We start from the raw sequence: 17,856 nt of genomic DNA on the forward strand, positions 1-17,856 counted from the left end.
TCGACCGCATGGAGCATCAGGTGTTCGTCCCGGTACCGGCAGACGACCTCCGCGCCGTGCTGCGCGACCCCGCCCGGGTGGCCCGGTGCGTACCGGGACTCCAGCAGGACGCCGACACGGGCGTCGGACCGCTCTCCGGGCGGCTGAAAGTGCGGGCCGGCGGGAGCACCGTGACCTACCGGGGGTCCGCGGCCGTCACCGAGCAGGGCCCCGGCCACTTCACCTTTGAGGGTGAGGGCACGGAGGTGCGCGGCAGCGGCACCGTGAAGTTCTCCCTCGACCTGCGGCTGACCCCGGCCCCCGCCGGCACCCGGCTGGACTTCACCGGCCGCGCCACCGCCGACGGACGCGCCGCCTCCTTCGCCCCCGAGGCCGCGGCCACCGCCCTGCGCAGGCTCCTCGACCGGGCCGCCCGCCAGCTGGCCGCCGGGTCCGCGATCAGCGACCCCGTCGCCGAGGCCGAAGCCGCGGAGGCCGACGCTCCGGTGGAGCCCGGCGACGACGTCACCGAGGTCAGCGCCACGGTCTTCGAGACCGAGGTGCCGCCCCCGTCCCTGGACCCCTCCCTGGACCCGTTCCTGGCCGGAGGGTTCGAGGACCTCGACGCGAACGGAGCCCCGCGGCCCCCGGCCGAGGCCGCCCACGCCCGCCGCACCATGATCGGCCGCAGCGCCGAGGAGGTCGACCACGCGCCCCCGCGCGGCCGTTACGCCCCGGTGCCCGCCCCGGCCGCCACCGCCACCGGCGACAGCCTGCGCTGGATCGCCCCGGCCGCCGCGCTGGCGCTCGCCTCGGCCGTCGTCATCGGCCGGGCCCTGCGCCGCCGCCGCTGACCTGCGCCCTCGGCCACGTCGATCCGCCGGACACCCCCTAGGGTCGACCGCATGAGTACGCAACTGAGCGCCGGCGGCACCGAGGTGACTGTCGACCAGGAGAACGGCTGCCGGATCAGCAGCCTGCGCATCGACGGGACCGAGTTGCTGCGTCAGGGGCCGCGGTACGGAGCCTTCCCGATGGTCCCGTGGTGCGGCCGTATGAAGGACGGCCGGTTCCACGACGGTGCGACCGTGCACCAGATGCCCCTCGACCATCCGCCGCACGCCCTCCACGGCTTCGGCCGTGACGCGCGGTGGCGGCCGGCCGGCGCCTGCGCCACCGAGGCCGCTTTCACCTACGACCTCGTCGACCCGTGGCCGACCCCCGGCCGGGTCACCCAGGTCGTCACGCTCGCCGAGGACTCGCTGACCCTCACCATGGGTGTCGAGACGTACGGGGACTCCTTCCCGGCCCAGGCCGGCTGGCACCCCTGGTTCCTGCGCAACCTCGGCGGTCGGGACGTGGAGCTCTCCTTCGACCCCGCCTGGCAGGAGGAGCGCGGCGCCGACCACCTCCCCACCGGCAAGCGCATCGACCGGCAGCCCGGCCCCTGGGACGACTGCTTCGGCATGCCCGACGGCGTCGACGTCACCCTCACCTGGCCCGGCACCCTGGAGCTGCGCGTCACCAGCAGGTCCGAATGGGTGGTCGTCTACGACGAGGAGGCCGAGGCCGTCTGCGTCGAGCCGCAGTCCGGCCCGCCGAACGGGATCAACACCGCTCCGCGCCTGGTCACCCCCGTGGACCCGTTGGAGGTCTCCACGACCTGGACGTGGCGTCGCCTCGCGTAGCCCGCAACTAAGCTCGTCGGCATGAGTGACGTACGCGATGCGCTTCTGCAGCAGATCAAGGACAAGGCCGTCGTGCACGGCAAGGTGATCCTCTCCTCCGGCCGGGAGGCCGACTACTACATCGACCTCCGCCGGATCACCCTCGACGGCGAGGCGGCCCCGCTGGTCGGCCAGGTCATGCTCGACCTCACCGCCGAGCTCGACTTCGACTGCGTCGGCGGTCTGACCCTCGGCGCCGACCCGGTCGCCACCTCGATGCTGCACGCCTCCGCCGCGCGCGGCCAGCGCCTGGACGCCTTCGTCGTCCGCAAGGCGCAGAAGGCGCACGGCATGCAGCGCCGCATCGAGGGCACCGACGTGAAGGGCAAGCGCTGCCTGGTCGTCGAGGACACCTCGACCACCGGCGGGTCCCCGCTGACCGCCGTCGAGGCCGTCCGCGAGGCCGGCGGCGAGGTCGTCGCCGTCGCCACGATCGTCGACCGCGGCGCGGCCGACGCGATCGCCGAGGCGGGTCTGCCCTACCTCACCGGCTACCGCCTCGAGGACCTCGGGCTGTCCTGACCGGCCACCGCGACAACTGGTGACGAAGGTCCTCGGCCGCCCTTGAGGTGGACCTGACCTGGCCTTTCCCCACGGCCCGGGATGTTTCACGTGAAACATCCCGGGCCGTTCGCCCACCACGTGAGACCGGCGGGCTGGACCCTTGCGCGGAGTCTGGAAAGATAGGCGCGACGATGACGTCGCCCCCAGGTCAGGGCCCGCAATAAGCACACTCCCCGCACATCCAAGGAGCGGACAGATGCCCATCGCAACCCCCGAGGTCTACAACGAGATGCTCGACCGGGCGAAGGCAGGCAAGTTCGCCTACCCGGCCATCAACGTGACCTCCTCCCAGACCCTGCACGCCGCGCTGCGGGGCTTCGCGGAGGCCGAGAGCGACGGCATCATCCAGATCTCCACCGGTGGTGCGGAGTTCCTGGGTGGCCAGCACAACAAGGACATGGTCACCGGCGCCGTCGCCCTGGCCGAGTTCGCGCACATCGTCGCCGCCAAGTACGACATCACCGTCGCCCTGCACACGGACCACTGCCCCAAGGACAAGCTGGACGGCTACGTACGTCCGCTCCTGGACATCTCCGCCGAGCGCGTGGCCCGCGGTCTGAACCCGCTCTTCCAGTCGCACATGTGGGACGGCTCCGCCGAGACCCTGGCCGACAACCTGGCGATCGGCCAGGAGCTGCTCGCCAAGGCCGTCGCGGCGAAGATCATCCTTGAGGTCGAGATCACCCCGACCGGCGGCGAGGAGGACGGTGTCAGCCACGAGATCAACGACGAGCTCTACACCACCGTCGAGGACGCGATCCGTACCGCCGAGGCCCTGGGCCTGGGCGAGAAGGGCCGCTACCTGCTGGCCGCCTCCTTCGGCAACGTCCACGGCGTCTACAAGCCGGGCAACGTCGTCCTGCGTCCCGAGCTCCTCAAGGACCTCCAGGCCGGTGTCGCCGAGAAGTTCGGCAAGGCCTCGCCGTTCGACTTCGTCTTCCACGGCGGTTCGGGCTCCACGGCCGAGGAGATCGCCACCGCGCTGGAGAACGGCGTCGTGAAGATGAACCTGGACACCGACACCCAGTACGCCTTCACCCGCCCGGTCGTGGACCACATGTTCAGCAACTACGCCGGCGTCCTGAAGGTCGACGGCGAGGTCGGCATCAAGTCGAAGTACGACCCGCGCACCTGGGGCAAGGCCGCCGAGGCGGGCATGGCCGCGCGCGTCGCCGAGGCGTGCGCGAACCTGCGCTCCAGCGGTACCAAGCTCAAGTAACCGGCCGCAGCCGCAGTCGCGGCAGCAGTCGCGCAGGAGGGCCCGGCCCCCGTCCCAGGACGGGGGCCGGGCCCTCCGGCTGTGTGAACGGCCTCCGCGCGCGGCCCACCCCGCAGCACAACGGGCGGGTGCCGGACGGGACGTCGGGTCGGTGGTGGCGGGGGGACGGCGGGTTTTGCGGATCACCGCACCCGGCAGACTGGGGGCATGTCCATTCACCAGAACCTGCTCGGGGGCCCCGCCCCCACCCACCTCCCCGACGAGCCCGGCCGTGAGGCCATCGCCGCCGGCACCCCGGCCGTCGAGGTGGCCGCCGCGCACCCCACCTCCTCCCTCGCCTGGGCGGTCCTGGCCGACGAGGCCTTCGCCGCCGGCAGCACGGTGGAGTCCTACGCCTACGCCCGTACGGGCTACCACCGCGGTCTCGACGCGCTGCGCCGCGCCGGGTGGAAGGGCCACGGCCCGGTCCCGTGGGAGCACGAGCCGAACCGCGGCTTCCTGCGCGCCCTGCACGCCCTGGCCCGCGCGGCCGGAGAGATCGGCGAGAAGGAGGAGTACGAGCGCTGCACGACCTTCCTGCGCGACTCCTCCCCGACGGCCGCGGACACGCTGAGCGCCTGAGGCCGTACAGCGGGGAGTGACGCGCGGACATGCTGTGTGGTCTGCGTCACTCCCCGCTGGAGCGTTGCCATGACGGGGTCCTATGATGCGGGCAGGGGACCGGGGCTCCACTCACCTCACGGAAGGAGCGGACCGCTACCCGGAAGCACGTGTCGAGGAGACAGCGATGTCGAACACCCTTGATGCCTCCGGAGTCGGCGGGGACACCCCGAACCTCGACTTCGACGGCACGACCCCGTACGAGGACTACGTCCAGGCGGACGTCCTCACCCACCTCCAGCAGCTCCGCTCGGACGACCCGGGCGAGATGGTCTTCCTGGTCACGACCCAGGTCATGGAGCTGTGGTTCACGGTCATCGTCCACGAGTGGGAAACCGCCGCGAAGGCGCTGCGCGAGGACCGGATCCCGGTCGCGATGGACGCGCTGAAACGTTCCCTTCGTGAGCTGGAGGCCCTCAACGCCTCCTGGCGCCCGCTCGCCCAGCTCACCCCGGCGCAGTTCAACGCCTACCGCGGCGCCCTCGGTGAAGGTTCCGGTTTCCAGTCGGCGATGTACCGCCGGATGGAGTTCCTGCTCGGCGACAAGTCCGCCTCCATGCTCGTCCCGCACCGGGGCGCGCCGCGCGTCCACGCGGAGCTGGAGAAGGCCCTCCAGGAGCCCAGCCTCTACGACGAGGTGCTGCGCCTCCTGGCCCGCCGCGGCCTGCCGGTCCCGGAGTCCGTCCTGAACCGCGACCTGTCGCTGCGCTACGAGGCCTCCCCCGAGGTCGAGGCCGTCTGGACCGCCCTGTACGCCGCCCCGGACGAGAACCTGGACCTCCACCGCCTCGGCGAGGTCCTCACCGACGTCGCCGAGCTCGTCTGGCGCTGGCGCAACGACCACCTGGTCGCCACCCGCCGCGCGATGGGTGCGAAGACCGGCACGGGCGGCTCCGCCGGCGTGGCCTGGCTGGAGAAGCGCGCGACGAAGAACGTCTTCCCGGAGCTCTGGACGGCGCGCAGCCATGTCTGAGGCCTCGACCGACCGCGCCACCGAACTGCGTGACCGCGCGGCCGCCCTGGACGCCGCCGACGAGCTCGGGAAGCTGCGCGAGCGCTTCACCCTGCCCGACGGTGTCGTCTACCTGGACGGCAACTCCCTCGGCGCCCTCCCGGCCGGTGTCGCCGCGACCACCGCGGACGTCGTCGCCCGGCAGTGGGGCGAGCTCCTCATCCGCTCGTGGGACGAGAGCGGCTGGTGGACCGCGCCGGAGCGGACGGGCGACAAGATCGCCCCGCTGATCGGCGCCGCCGCCGGCCAGGTGGTCGTCGGCGACTCCACCAGCGTCAACCTCTTCAAGGCCCTGGTCGGCGGCGCCCGCCTCGCGGCCCCCGGCCGGACCACGATGCTGGTCGACTCCGCCACCTTCCCCACCGACGGCTACATCGCCCGGTCGGCGGCCCGGCTGACGGGGCTGACCGTGGTCCCCGTGGACCCCTCGCAGGCGGCGGAGGCGATGGACGCGGACACCGCCGTGGTGCTCCTGAACCACGTCGACTACCGCAGCGGCCGGCTCCACGACCTGCCGGCGCTCACGGCGGCGGCCCGCGCCGCCGGGGCGGTCGTGGTGTGGGACCTCTGCCACTCCGCGGGCGCCCTGCCCGTGGGACTCGACGCGCACGAGGTCGACCTGGCGGTCGGCTGCACGTACAAGTACCTCAACGGAGGCCCCGGCGCCCCCGCGTACCTGTACATAGCCGCCCGTCACCAGGACGCCTTCGACTCCCCCCTCCCCGGCTGGAACGGGCACGCGGACCCCTTCGCGATGACCCCGGACTACGAGGCGGCGCGGGGCGCGACCCGCGGCCGCGTCGGCACCCCGGACATCCTGTCCATGCTGGCACTGGAGGCGGCGCTCGACGCCTGGGACGGCGTTTCCATCGAGGCCGTGCGCGCCAAGTCCCTCGCCCTGACCGACTTCTTCCTCGAATGCGTGGCGGCGTACGTCCCGCAGGGCCTGGTCGAACCGGTCACCCCGGCCGAGCACGAGCGCCGCGGCAGCCAGGTCTCGCTGCGCACCGAGAACGCCCGCGAAGTCATGGGGGAACTCATCTCCCGGGGCGTCGTCGGCGACTTCCGCGCACCCGACGTCCTGCGCTTCGGCTTCACCCCGCTCTACGTCGGATTCGCCGACGCGGAGCGCGCAGCACGCACGCTGGGTCACATTTTCGGGTGACGCCGTAGCGAAACGTCACATCGCAGGGCGGGCGGGGCCACGGCTCCGTCCGCCCCGTCGCATTCCGGGCCCCGCACGGAACAGCCTGTTCCAGACTGATACGGTCCCGCTCTGCCGGAACACCGGAACATCTGTCCCCGCTGTCCCACGCGTTACCGAGAGGTTGAGCCGATGACGGACCCCGCCGCCGTGGAACGGGACGCCGCCGAGGCCGCCTCGGCCTTCGCCCATCCGGCGGTCGCACCGGACGTGACGGCCGCGTACGGGGAACACCCCGACCAGGTCGTCGACTTCTACGCCCCGCGCGGCGAAAGCGGGGGCCCGGTTCCGCTGGTGGCGGTCCTGCACGGCGGAGCGTGGCGGGCGCCCTACGACAGGCAGCACGTCACCCCCTTCGCGGACTTCCTGGCCCGGCGCGGTTTCGCCGTCGCCAACGTCGAGTACCGGCGCGGCAGTTCCCTGCCGCGCCAGAACGCCGAGGGGCCGGTCGCCGGGCGCTGGCCGGACACCTTCGACGACGTCGCGGCCGCGATGGACGCCCTCCCGGGCCTCGCCGGGACCGCCCTGCCGCAGGCCGACGTCCGCCGCGTGGTCGTCACGGGCCACTCGGCGGGCGGCCACCTCGCGCTGTGGGCCGCGGCCCGGCACGTGCTCCCGTACGGATCCCCCTGGCGGCTGCCCGCCCCGCCGATGCTGCGCGGGGTGGTGGCGCTGGCGCCGATCGCGGACTTCGCGGTGGCGCAGGAGCTGGGCGTGTGCGGCGGGGCGAGCGCGCAGCTGCTGGGCGGCGCGGACCACTGGGACGAGCGGCTGCCGTCCGCCGACCCGGCGTCCCTGCTGCCGACGGGCATCGCCACGGCCGTCGTCCAGGGGCGGGACGACATCGTGGTCCCGCAGCAGGTGGCCGAGGCCTACGTGGCGGCGGCGGCGAAGGCCGGGGAGATGGTGGGGCTGACCCTGCTCGACGGGGTCGGGCACTTCCCGCTGATCGACCCGGCGGCGGACGCGTGCGCGGTGGTGGCGGAGGAGATCTCCCAGCTGGCCTGGTAGCGGACGCCGGCCCTCCGCACACCCCTCGTGGCCAGGGCGGAAACCCATGGCGGCGATCGCCGACACGCTGGGTACTCTGATCAAGATTTGATCAGTTCGCTTTAAAGAGCAAACAAAATGGGGGGGCCGGTGCGCAATCGCCGACTCGTAATGACCGCTGCCTTCGTGGCGGCGGGTCTCGGGCTCGTCCCGAGCATGGCCTCGGCCACCGAGGGGCCGACCAAGCCCGTCGCGCAGGGTCCGGCCAAGACGGGCAATGCCGCGAAGGCTTCGGGCGAGAAGTTCCACAGCCCCGCCGACCGCACGGTGCGCACGACGCTGCCGGGCGCGGGCAACAAGGCCGCCGATGACCACCCGGGGCTGGCCGCGGAGATCACGGGTGAAAGCTTCTCCGCCCACCGGCTGGAGCTCATCACCAAGATCACGGGGCCGGACGTCACGCTCGACGTGGTCGTCGACTGGGGTGACGGCAAGACGGAGAAGACGACCGCCAAGGGCACCGGCGAGGTCTACCACAGCCACACCTACGCCGAGGTCGGCGAGTACGTGGTGAAGGTGACGGTCACCGACGTCGCCAACGGTATCCAGGCCGCCAACCAGATCACGTTCGCCACCGCGGGCGCCAAGTTCACCCCGCACGCCCCGACCCGGCTGCTGGACACGCGCAACGGTACGGGCGCGAAGGCGGGCAAGGTCGTGGGGCGCGGCACGACCCGTGTGCAGGTGGCGGGCAACTCCGGGATTCCCGCCGGAGCCAAGGCGGTCGTCCTCAACGTCACCGTCACGAACACCACCGCCGACGGGCACGTCACGGCGTACGCGGGCGGGGGATCCCGGCCCGACACGTCGAACCTGAACTACACCGCCGGTCAGTCCGTCCCGAACCTGGTCGTCGTGCCGGTGGGCGAGGACGGCTACGTGGAGCTCTTCAACGGCGGCTGGAGCCCGGTGGACCTGGTCGCCGACGTCACGGGCTACTTCACCCGTTCCGCGGCCGGCGGCTACACGGCGATGACCCCGGCCCGGTTCGTCGACACCCGTGAGGGCCTCGGCACCGCCAAGGGCCGGCTCGCCGGGCGCGGGACCTTCACCACCCAGATCGACGGCCTCAAGGGCGTGCCCAAGGGCATCACCGCCGTCGCCCTGAACGTCACGGCCACCAACCCCGGGGAGGCCGGTCACCTGTCCGTCTTCCCGGGCGGGGGCCAGACCCCGACGGCGTCCAACCTGAACTTCACGGCCGGCCAGACGGTCGCCAACTCGGTGATCGTGCCCGTGGGCGCCGACGGCAGGATCAGCGTCTTCAACGGCGCCTGGGCGGGCACCGACGTCGTCGTGGACGTCGTCGGCTACTACAGCAAGGACAGCAAGGCGGCGTACCGGGCGGTCGACCCGTGGCGCGCGATCGACACCCGCGACACCGTGGCGTGGCCGGGTAGGCTGCCGGCCCGCGGGTACTTCTCGCAGTGGTTCGCGCCCGAGCCGGAGGGCGTCGAAGCCTTCACCTTCAACACGACGGTCACCAACACCACGGACTCCGGGTTCCTCTCGGTGGCCCCCAGCCCGCTCCCGTGGGAGGAGAACACCGACCCCAACGCGCCGAAGCCGCCGCGTCCCGGCTCCTCCACCCTGAACTGGACGAGGGGCGCCACCGTCCCCAACCTGGTCCAGACGGGCGTCGGCGAGTACGGGATCATCAACTTCTGGAACCAGGGCTGGAAGGACGCCGACCTGATCGTCGACGTCTTCGGCGTCTACGAGACGAACTGATCCACCGGTCCGCGCACGACGACGAGGGCCCCGCCCGATCTCACGATCGGGCGGGGCCCTCGCTCGTTCTCGCCCGGCGTCAGGAGGTGAAGTAGCCGTTCAGGTCGGCGATCACGTCGGCGGTACCGGAGTTGTTGTAGAAGGTCACTTGGCCGTCGACGACGGGGACGACGACGAGGTTGGCGACGGTCTGCCCGGCCGTGTAGTTGAGGTTCGAGACACCCGGACGCGCGGCCCCGTGCGGGTGGACGATCAGGTGGCTCGCCTCGGTGGGGTTGGTGACCGTGACGTTCAGGACGACCGCGGTCACACCCTGCGCGGGCACGCCCTGGGCACCGGTGACCTGGAGGCTCACCGATCCGCCCGGACCCACCGCCCCGGCGCGGGCGCCGGTGCCGTCGCGGGTGTCGAGGAGCCGGACCGGTCCGGCCGCGGAGAAGGCCGAACCGGTGGCCGCGTAGTAGCCGGTGACGTCGGCGATCAGGTCCACCGAACCGGAGTTGTTGCGCAGGTCGACCTTGCCGTTGACGACCGGGACGGTCACCAGGTTGGGGACGATCTGCCCGGGCGTGAAGTTGAGGTTCGACACGCCCGGCGCCGCCTGCCCGTTGGGGTAGACGGTGACGTGCCCGGCCTCGGTCGGCTGGACGGCGGTGACGTTCATGACCACGGCCGTCACCCCGCTCGCCGGGATCCCCCTCACACCCGCGACCTGGAGGGTGACGATCCCGCCCGGGCCGACGCGCTGCTTCGCCGCGCCCGTGCCGTCACGGGTGTCGAGGAACCGCGCCGGCGTGATCGGGTTGAGTGCGGAGCCCGCCCCGGCCTGGTCGGTGTAGTAGCCGGTGACGTCGGCGATCAGGTCCACCGAACCGGCGTTGTTGCGCAGGTCGACCTTGCCGTTCACCACCGGCACCGTCACCAGGTTGGGGACGATCTGCCCGGGCGCGAAGTTGAGGTTCGACACCTTGGGCACGCTCTGCCCGTTCGGGTAGACCATCACGTGCCCGGCCTCGGTCGGCTGCACCGCGGTCACGTTCATCACCACGGCCGTGACCCCGCTCGCCGGAATCCCCTTCACACCCGCGACCTGCAGGGTGACGACCCCGCCCGGCCCGATGCGCTGCTTCGCCGCACCCGTACCGTCACGCGTGTCCAGGAACCGCGACGGACCGTGCGGCACGAACCGGCTGCCCTTCGGAGCCGGGACGGCGGCGGTGACCGTGTACGCCTTCGGCAGGTACCCGTGGGAGGGCACGCCGGTGGTGTAGCCCACACCGTCGAGGACCAGGTCGTACTGCCCGGGCGTCAGGTCGGTGGTGTCGACCTTGACGGTCAGCGCGGTGCCCTCGGGGTTGACGGAGACCGCCGTCAGGCGCCGCTCGGTGTCGTCCCGCTTCAGCTTCAGCTTGGTTCCGAGGTGCAGTCCGGTACCGCTGACCACGGCATCGGTACGGGTCCCGGACGGGGCGGCCGAGGGGCTGATGCCCTTCGGGTCCTGGCTCGGCGGACGGACGCACCCGGTGTCGCAGACTCCCTGGATGCTGTACTCCACCGGGGTGGCGGTCCTGGCCGGGTTCAGCAGCAGCAGGGCCCGTCCGGCGTCGGCGAAGTGGAGCGTCTGGCAACGCGCTCCGAACTCACCCGAGTTGCCGATGCACTGGTACCCGTAGTAGGAGCTGTCCCAGTTGGTCAGGCTCAGCAGATTGACCTGCGGCTTCGCGAGGTCCGGGGCGCTGGTGGTGCCGAACACGTTGAAGGCCTGACCGGGCTGCACGTCGATGACGGCGCAGTAGGCCGTCGAGGACTCGGTGAGCACCCCGCCGCGCGCGGGGAAGCCGTCGACCGCCAGTTTGTCGGCGGTGCATTCCGGGCTCCAGCCCGTTGCCGTGGCGACCTTCCAGGTGTCCACGTCGGTGTGGATGGGCTTGTCCTTGTACCCGGAGGCCATCACGACCATGACGTACGAGGTCGAGCCGGTCACCTGGCAGGAGAGCCCCAACTGGCGGCAGACGGGCTTGCCGTCGGCGTCGACCGCCATCATCGCCGTGGAGGGTCCGTACCGCGGCTCGTTGAGCGCGCGGGAACTCAGCCAGAACTTGTCGGTGGCGGCCGCGCTCACCCGGACGCACCGGGCGTCGAGCGCCGACGTCAGGTCGAAGGGTGTCGATTGGCCGCCTACCTTGGTGGAGGCGGGGGCGGAGCACTTCGCGGTCGGCGAGATGTCACGCCGGACCAGTTTGTACGTGTCCGAGCCGTAGCCCGTGAAGACCACCATGGCGGTGTACTGGACACCGGCGGTGAGCCGGCACAGGGTGGTGGAGCTGACCGCCGTCGAGCAGGCCGTGGTGCCGGACGGGTCCACCAGCTGGACGCCCCCGTTCACCTTGTTCTGCTCGTTGGTGTAGTCGATCATTTCCGCGGTGGAGTGCTTGTCCGCGGGCAGGCTCAGGCAGTGCTGCCGGACCTGCGACGTCACCGGGGCCTGTGCGCCCCAGGTGCCGTCGAACCCGCTCTGCGGCCAGGCGGCGCAGCCCGCGGCCTCGCCGGTCCGGTGGATCACCAGCTGGTAGGCCTTGTTCGCCTCGCCGCTCAGGACCGCGCGGAACGGCGCGGTACCGGTCAGCTTGCAGACGTGGAAGGCGGAGCCGCCCGCCTCGCACTGCTTGGCGCCGGCGGAGTCGAAGACCGTCACGGCGGCGCCGGTGCCCTCGGCGGGAGGCCGGCCCAGCAGGTACACGCCCTGGCCGGAGGCGGTCGGCAGGGTCAGGCACAGGCGCTGCCCCGGGCCGCCGAAGGTGCCCGCGACGGGACCGGCCGCCAGGCCGTTGTCGTGGGTCGCCGTGCAGCCGCGGGTCTCCTTGGCGGAGTGCAAGCGCATGCCGAACGCGTCGGCGCCGGTGGTCTGGGGGTCGATGGTCCACGTGTGGTCGCCGGGGGCGAGGTCGCAGGAGCCCTGCGAGCATTCGGGCGCCGCCGGGGTGCCGTTGCGGTTGAACAGCGCGCCGTAGAGCTCGGCGTCCTGCTTCACGGGGCCGAAGGAGTACGCGGCGCCCTGCGCGACCCGCAGGGTGCGGCAGCGCGCGGTTGCGCCGAGGTCCGGGGAGACCCCGAAGGCCTGGGGCTCCACCAGCGCACAGCCCTCCGGATCGGAGAGCCGGGCCGCGGTGAAGTCGTAGGTTTCCGCCGTGCCCGGGTGCGACATGACCGAGGTCCGGAAGGGCGCCGTGCCGGTGAGCTTGCAGTCCAGGGCGGAGCTGCTGCTCTGCTGGGAGGAGCAGATCTCCTTGCCGGTGGCGTCGTAGACGCTCCGCAGGACCCGCCAGTTGGAGGCGTACGCGCGCAGCACGTCACCCGCGGCCAGGTCCAGCCCGTAGCAGTCACCCGCCGAGCCGGCCGGCAGCGTGCTGGAGAACGCGGTCGGGGCGCCGAGCCTGCGGTCGGCGGCGCCGACCGTCTTGCAGGCGGTGGTGGAGAGCAGCGGGACGTACGACACCGAGATGGTGTTCGCGGAGCCGCTGGTGCTGCGGACCTCCAGCGTGTGGGTTCCGGCCCCGGTGGTGGGGCAGCGCAGCGCCCCGTACGAGGAGCCGGTGACGTTCTCGCAGGTCACGGCGGCGCCGCCGGGTGCGGTCAGCTTGGTGTGGGTCCACCCGGCCGTCCCCATGACCTGGAGCAGCACCAGGTCGTTCTGCTGCGCCAGGGTGAGCGGGAAGGAGACGCTCTCGTTCGGGCCGAGCGTGCACGTGACGACGGCGTGGGCGGCCACGGCCGCCGGGCAGTCGCCCGCCGCCGCGGTCTGCTGCAGCGTGCGTACGGCGCTCTCGTGGTCGGCCTTCGGGTCCCGCTTCGGCGGGGTCTGGGGCCCGGCCTTCGGCGCGGCCGCCGGGCCCTTGGACGCGTCCGGCTGCGATGCGGCGGCGTCGGCGGCGGGCGGTGCCGCGGCCGCGAAGGCCGGAGCCGCCTGGCCCGCGAACGAGGCCAGCACGGCGAGCAGCAGGGCGCCGGAGGCGGCGATCGCGCCACCCCTGCCCCGTCTGTGCCGGCTTCTTCTGCCGGTCGGCAGTGAACTCATGAACCCCCCTGTCGGACGGGCCCGGCCCCTGTGAGCTGCACAGGGAGCAATGGGCAGCCGGAACGTCGGGCCCGCCCCGCTGGACATAGGGATCAGTTCGGGACAGAAACGCGCCAACTCCCCTTGATCGCACAGGTATTCGCGATCTGTCGGGCGAAGATCTATGTACTCTAGAGCCCAGACCTGAGCACGTTCAAAAATGGGGGGACCGGTGCGCAGTCGCCGTCTCGTAATTTCCGTCGCCGTCATCGCGGCAACCGTCGGTCTCGCGCCGGGCATCGCCCAGGCCGCGGAGCCGGTCACGCCGGGGGTGAGCGCGCCCGCCGTGGACCTGGCCAAGGCCGCTGCACCGAACCTGAACACCTTCAAGAGCCCCGCGGAACGCTCCGTCCGCAAGGCCCTGCCCGGCGCCAAGGGCGGGGTCTCCGCCCAGCAGGCGGCCGGCAACCCGGACCTGGCCCTCGTCCTGAACGCCGCGGCCACCACGGCCCACGCGTTCGACCTGGAGACCACCGTCGTCAGCGCCGACTCCGCGCTGAAGGTCACCGTCGACTGGGGCGACGGCAGCACCGACGCCATGGACGCGTCCGGCTCGACCGTCCTGAAGAGCAGTCACACCTACGCGGAACTCGGCGAGTACACCGTCAAGGTCACCGTCACCGACCCGGCGAACCAGGCCGAGGTCGTCAACACCTTCGAGCTCATGACCGCCGGCTCGGACTTCGTTCCCTACGCCCCGACCCGTCTGCTGGACACCCGCAACGGGACCGGCACCGCGCAGGGCAAGGTCGCCCCGTACGGCTCGACCCGGGTGAAGGTCGGCGGCAACGGCGGGATACCGGAGGGGGTCACCGCCGTCGCCCTCAACGTGACCGTCACCAACACCACCAGCGCCGGCCACGTCACGGCCTTCGCCGAGGGCACCGAGCGGCCGACCACCTCGAACGTGAACTTCGAGGCGGGCCAGACCGTTCCGAACCTGGTGATCGTGCCGGTCGGCAAGAACGGCTACGTCGAGCTGGCCAACCGCGGTGAGCAGTCGGTCGACCTGATCGCGGACGTCACCGGCTACTTCACCCGGACCCAGGCCGGCGGCTACACCCCGATCACCCCGGTCCGCTTCGTCGACACCCGCGAGGGCCTCGGCACCACCCGCGGTCAGCTGCCCGGACAGAAGACCTTCGGCACCAAGATCAGCGGCCTGCGCGGCGTTCCGGAAGGCGTCACGGCCGTGGCGCTGAACGTCACGGCGACCAACCCGAAGGAGGCCGGCCACCTGTCCGTCTTCCCGAGCGGCGGCAGCGTACCGATCACGTCCAACGTGAACTTCACCGCGGGCCAGACGATCGCCAACGCGGTGATCGTGCCCGTCGGCCCAGACGGCAGCATCAACGTCCGCAACGGCGCCTGGGCCGGCACGGACGTGATCGTCGACGTCGTGGGCTTCTACAGCCCCGACAGCAAGGCCGCCTACATGCCGATCAAGTCGGTCCGGCTCCTCGACACCCGCGACCCCCGCTGGCCCCACGGTCCGATGCAGGGCCGCGGCTACATCTGGCACCCGCTGTCCGTGGGCGAGCCCGGCATCGCCGGGTTCGTGCTGAACACCACGGTCACGAACACCGCCGGCGCGGGCTTCCTGTCGGTCGCCCCGGACTCGAACACGCGGGAGCAGTACCGGGACGGCAAGCAGGTCTTCCCGGAGCGTCCCACCGCCTCGACCCTGAACTGGACGGCCGGCAAGACCGTTCCGAACCTGGTCCAGGCGGGCGCCGGGAACAACGGCATCGTCGACTACTGGAACCAGGGCTGGGACAACACCGACCTCGTCGTCGACATCTTCGGCTACTACGAGACCAACTGACCCACCGCCGAGCGCCCCGGGGACGGCCTCCCCGGGGCGCTCAGTGCTGCTCGGGGGGTCGTGGCCTGCCGCCCGGCGCCAGGTGCTCCACCAGTTCGGCCAGGTCCTCGCAGACCTGCTCGATCCTCAGCCGTACGTTGTTCTGCTCGGTGACCAGCGCGGACAGCAGCAGCCCGGTCAGGGCGGCCGCCCCGTTGAGGGCCTGCAGGTTGACCATGAGCTCCAGCAGGCTGTAGTCGACGAACGGTCCGACGTGGTCGTGCGCCGCCGAGATCGCCAGGACCGAGATCAGCAGGGTGCACGGCGCGCTCCCGGCGAACTGGAAGCGTACGGCCGCCCAGATCAGCAGCGGGAAGACGAGGAAGAGCACGGACAGGTGGCTGCGGGTGGCCACGAGGGTGACGAACACGGACGTGACCGCCAGGGCCGACACCTCGACCAGCCGGTAGTCCTCCCGGGGCAGCCGGGCCCGGCGCAGGACCAGGAGCAGCGGGGTCAGTACGAGCACCCCCATGGCGTCCCCGACCCACCAGGCCGCCCACACCGGCCAGAATCCGCCCCGGGGCAGATCGCCGGTGAGGACGAGGGTCCAGGTCCCGGCCGTCGCACTGATCAGCATCGGTAACAGGCCGCCCAGGAAGACGAGCGCCAGGGCGTCCCGCAGCCGGTCCATCTCCGAGCGGAAGTCCACCCGGCGCAGCATCAGGTACGCGCACACCGGGGCGATGGTGTTCCCCGCGAGGATGCCGAGGTCGCTGAGATCGAATTCGCTGATGCGTTCGATCGCGAAGTAGGTGCCGAGGGAGATCCCCGGCCAGACCCGCAGGCCCAGCCAGAGCAGGGCGGCCAGCGCGATGCCGGTGGGCAGCCACAGCGGGGTGACCTGGGCGCCGTCGACGGTGACGCTCTGGCGCAGGCCGATCCGGCCGCCGATGTAGTAGGCGACGGCGACGGCGAGGATCAGCAGGAGTACTTCGGCCGGCCGCCGCCATCGTCGCCATCGCTCGGTGCGCACCACAGCATCAGACAACAGCCCGCGGGCCGGGTGGGGCGTGACACGCGCTAGGGCGCGTCACGGGGTTGCAGGGGCGCTCCCGGCCCCGGCCCCGGCCCCGGCCCCGGCCCCGGGTCCGGCTCAGGCTCCGGGTCCGGCTCAGGGTCCGGACCGGCGGCCGGGGTGGGTCCGGCCGCGTCGTGGCTGAGGACGAGCACCGCGGCGTCGTCCGCGTGGCCCGTCGAATCGGCCACCTTCATCACTTCGGCGGCGAGCTCGGCGGGGTCGGTGCCCGCCGCCTCCCGCACGACCTGCAGGACGCGCTCCAGCCCCACCTCCAGCGGAAACCTCGGGCCCTCGACCACGCCGTCGGTCAGCAGGACGATCGATCCCGCCTGCGTCAGCCGCCGCCGGGTCACCGCGTACGCCGACCCGGGCACCAGGTTCAGCGGCAGCCCGCCGTTGTCATCGGCTATGCCGTATTGGCCGTCGACCGTGGCCCACACCGCGGGGACGTGACCGGCCCGGGCGCTCTCCAGCTCCCAGGTGTCCGGGTCGAAGCGGAGCAGGCTGCAGGTCGCGAAGAGGTCGCGGTTCATCGAGAGCAGCACCTCATTGGCCCGGCTCAGCACCTCGCCGGGGTCGACGACCACGGCCGCCACGGCACGCAGGCAGATCCTGACCTGCCCCATGAAGGCCGCCGCGTCGACGTCGTGCCCCTGGACGTCGCCGATGCAGAGGGCGAGCGCGCCCTCCGGCAGCCGGAACCCGTCGTACCAGTCGCCGCCGATGTCCAGGCCGTGCCGGGCGGGCGAGTACCTGGCCGCCGTACGCAGACCCGGCAGGCAGGGCAGCGTGGTGGGCAGCATCTCGCGCTGCAGGGCCTCGGCCAGTTCCACCCGGGCCTGTTGGAGCTCCACGCCCTGCCGCGCCTGGGCGGTCAGCCGGCCGAGCGTGCTCAGCAGGTCGGCGCTGGCCACCCGAGGGGGACGGCGCCGGCTCATGGAAGGCTCCGACGATGGTGCATCCATCCCTGCTTCCGCCGCCCGAAAGGACGTGCCCATCATATTTCCGCCGACCCGGACCCCGCCCCCCGAGCCCGGAGCCGGCGCAGTCGGCGGGGAGGGTTTTCCCGTGCGAACACCGGGGATCGGGCGATCTTGCAACCGGACCGCACCGCCGGGCAGACCGTCGCCAACTCGGCGGTCGTTCCGATCGGCCCCGACGGGAAGATCAACGTGCGCAACGGCGGCTGGGACCCGGCCGACGTGGTGGTCGACGTCGTCGGCTTCTACACCCCCGAGAGCCGGTCCGCCCTGGTGGCCCACGGGATCCCGTACCGGCTCCTGGACACCCGCAAGGACAGCTGGGGCGGCTGGAAGGCCGGCCCGCTGAAGGCGCGTACGCACTTCCCCATGCGGCTGGAGGGCGACACCACGACCCCCGACGTCGACGGCTGGGTGCTGAACACCACCGTCACCGACACCCGCGGCAACGGCTTCCTGTCCGTGACACCGGACCCGAACTTCTGGTCCGACTACGCGAACGGCACGGCGGTGACGCCGCAGCGGCCCGTCTCCTCGGTCCTGAACTGGACGAAGGGCGCGACCGTGGCGAACGTCGCGCAGACGCCCGGGGGCAAGGGCGGCATGATCGACCTGTGGAACCAGGGCTGGGAGGCCACCCACCTGCTGGTCGACCTGCTCGCCTACTACAAGACGGACTGACCCGGCGGCCGGTACGACGAAGGGGCGGTGCGCCGTACGGCGCACCGCCC

Annotated in this window: 14 protein-coding genes; 11 read left to right on the plus strand and 3 right to left on the minus strand. The window is 72.1% G+C overall.

All coding sequences use genetic code 11. The features are described 5' to 3' along the window. The first annotated feature begins 8 nt into the window (after nt 1-8). From IG86_RS0101895 to IG86_RS39645, 9 genes are all read left to right on the plus strand, one after another. Nucleotides 9-833: an SRPBCC family protein gene (locus IG86_RS0101895; protein WP_030817420.1), complete on the plus strand. Its 825-nt coding sequence runs from the start codon at nt 9-11 to the stop codon at nt 831-833. A 51-nt stretch (nt 834-884) separates the two neighbouring features. Further along, entirely contained in the window at nt 885-1,667 is a 783-nt protein-coding gene (locus IG86_RS0101900) for an aldose epimerase family protein (RefSeq protein WP_030894183.1), read from the plus strand. A 21-nt stretch (nt 1,668-1,688) separates the two neighbouring features. Further along, complete coding sequence (gene pyrE, locus IG86_RS0101905) at nt 1,689-2,228, plus strand: orotate phosphoribosyltransferase (protein ID WP_030817422.1); 540 nt, start codon at nt 1,689-1,691, stop codon at nt 2,226-2,228. A gap of 238 nt (nt 2,229-2,466) precedes the next feature. After that, a complete protein-coding gene (gene fbaA, locus IG86_RS0101910; protein WP_030817424.1) occupies nt 2,467-3,489 on the plus strand; it encodes a class II fructose-bisphosphate aldolase in 1,023 nt (340 codons plus the stop codon). Nucleotides 3,490-3,696: 207 nt separating this feature from the next. Beyond that, nucleotides 3,697-4,110, plus strand: a complete 414-nt coding sequence (locus tag IG86_RS0101915; RefSeq protein ID WP_030817425.1) for a DUF3151 domain-containing protein — start codon at nt 3,697-3,699, stop codon at nt 4,108-4,110. A 166-nt stretch (nt 4,111-4,276) separates the two neighbouring features. Continuing rightward, nucleotides 4,277-5,122 carry a tryptophan 2,3-dioxygenase family protein gene (locus tag IG86_RS0101920; RefSeq protein WP_030817427.1) on the plus strand — a complete coding sequence of 282 codons (846 nt, stop codon included), beginning with the start codon at nt 4,277-4,279 and terminating at the stop codon, nt 5,120-5,122. Continuing rightward, entirely contained in the window at nt 5,115-6,326 is a 1,212-nt protein-coding gene (gene kynU / locus IG86_RS0101925; protein ID WP_030817428.1) for a kynureninase, read from the plus strand. The genes IG86_RS0101920 and kynU overlap by 8 nt, the downstream gene beginning before the upstream one ends. 171 nt (nt 6,327-6,497) lie before the next feature. After that, nucleotides 6,498-7,376, plus strand: a complete 879-nt coding sequence (locus IG86_RS0101930) for an alpha/beta hydrolase family protein (RefSeq protein ID WP_030817429.1) — start codon at nt 6,498-6,500, stop codon at nt 7,374-7,376. A 150-nt stretch (nt 7,377-7,526) separates the two neighbouring features. Beyond that, the gene (locus IG86_RS39645; protein ID WP_045936295.1) at nt 7,527-9,146 is read left to right on the plus strand and encodes a hypothetical protein; all 1,620 of its coding nucleotides are present in this window, start codon (nt 7,527-7,529) and stop codon (nt 9,144-9,146) included. Nucleotides 9,147-9,225: 79 nt separating this feature from the next. On the opposite strand, the gene IG86_RS44110 is transcribed toward IG86_RS39645, so the two are convergent. Beyond that, on the minus strand, nt 9,226-13,221 hold the full coding sequence (locus IG86_RS44110; protein WP_157854750.1) for a hypothetical protein: 3,996 nt from the start codon (nt 13,219-13,221) through the stop codon (nt 9,226-9,228). 211 nt (nt 13,222-13,432) lie between these two features. Between IG86_RS44110 and IG86_RS40495 the strand changes: the two genes are divergently transcribed. Continuing rightward, nucleotides 13,433-15,085, plus strand: coding sequence for a PKD domain-containing protein (locus IG86_RS40495; protein WP_157854751.1), 1,653 nt, complete (start codon nt 13,433-13,435; stop codon nt 15,083-15,085). 40 nt (nt 15,086-15,125) lie between these two features. Here IG86_RS40495 and IG86_RS0101950 read toward each other — a convergent pair whose 3' ends face one another. Together IG86_RS0101950 and IG86_RS0101955 are read right to left on the minus strand one after the other, a co-directional pair. After that, the gene (locus IG86_RS0101950; protein ID WP_030817437.1) at nt 15,126-16,103 is read right to left on the minus strand and encodes an MASE1 domain-containing protein; all 978 of its coding nucleotides are present in this window, start codon (nt 16,101-16,103) and stop codon (nt 15,126-15,128) included. 44 nt (nt 16,104-16,147) lie between these two features. Then, entirely contained in the window at nt 16,148-17,083 is a 936-nt protein-coding gene (locus IG86_RS0101955; RefSeq protein WP_078905769.1) for a PP2C family protein-serine/threonine phosphatase, read from the minus strand. Between the two features lie 156 nt (nt 17,084-17,239). Between IG86_RS0101955 and IG86_RS0101960 the strand changes: the two genes are divergently transcribed. Continuing rightward, the gene (locus IG86_RS0101960; protein WP_030817441.1) at nt 17,240-17,806 is read left to right on the plus strand and encodes a hypothetical protein; all 567 of its coding nucleotides are present in this window, start codon (nt 17,240-17,242) and stop codon (nt 17,804-17,806) included. Nucleotides 17,807-17,856: the final 50 nt, after the last annotated feature.

The sequence above is a fragment of the Streptomyces virginiae genome (assembly GCF_000720455.1).
In the GTDB taxonomy this organism is placed as follows: Bacteria; Actinomycetota; Actinomycetes; order Streptomycetales; family Streptomycetaceae; genus Streptomyces; species Streptomyces virginiae.

Bases quoted from the DNA above. Each gene is read 5' to 3' on its own strand.
- IG86_RS0101895 (WP_030817420.1), top strand. From the start codon at position 9: ATGGAGCATCAGGTGTTCGTCCCGGTACCGGCAGACGACCTCCGCGCC.
- IG86_RS0101900 (WP_030894183.1), top strand. From the start codon at position 885: ATGAGTACGCAACTGAGCGCCGGCGGCACCGAGGTGACTGTCGACCAG.
- pyrE (WP_030817422.1), top strand. From the start codon at position 1,689: ATGAGTGACGTACGCGATGCGCTTCTGCAGCAGATCAAGGACAAGGCC.
- fbaA (WP_030817424.1), top strand. From the start codon at position 2,467: ATGCCCATCGCAACCCCCGAGGTCTACAACGAGATGCTCGACCGGGCG.
- IG86_RS0101915 (WP_030817425.1), top strand. From the start codon at position 3,697: ATGTCCATTCACCAGAACCTGCTCGGGGGCCCCGCCCCCACCCACCTC.
- IG86_RS0101920 (WP_030817427.1), top strand. From the start codon at position 4,277: ATGTCGAACACCCTTGATGCCTCCGGAGTCGGCGGGGACACCCCGAAC.
- kynU (WP_030817428.1), top strand. From the start codon at position 5,115: ATGTCTGAGGCCTCGACCGACCGCGCCACCGAACTGCGTGACCGCGCG.
- IG86_RS0101930 (WP_030817429.1), top strand. From the start codon at position 6,498: ATGACGGACCCCGCCGCCGTGGAACGGGACGCCGCCGAGGCCGCCTCG.
- IG86_RS39645 (WP_045936295.1), top strand. From the start codon at position 7,527: ATGACCGCTGCCTTCGTGGCGGCGGGTCTCGGGCTCGTCCCGAGCATG.
- IG86_RS44110 (WP_157854750.1), bottom strand. From the start codon at position 13,221: ATGAGTTCACTGCCGACCGGCAGAAGAAGCCGGCACAGACGGGGCAGG.
- IG86_RS0101955 (WP_078905769.1), bottom strand. From the start codon at position 17,083: ATGAGCCGGCGCCGTCCCCCTCGGGTGGCCAGCGCCGACCTGCTGAGC.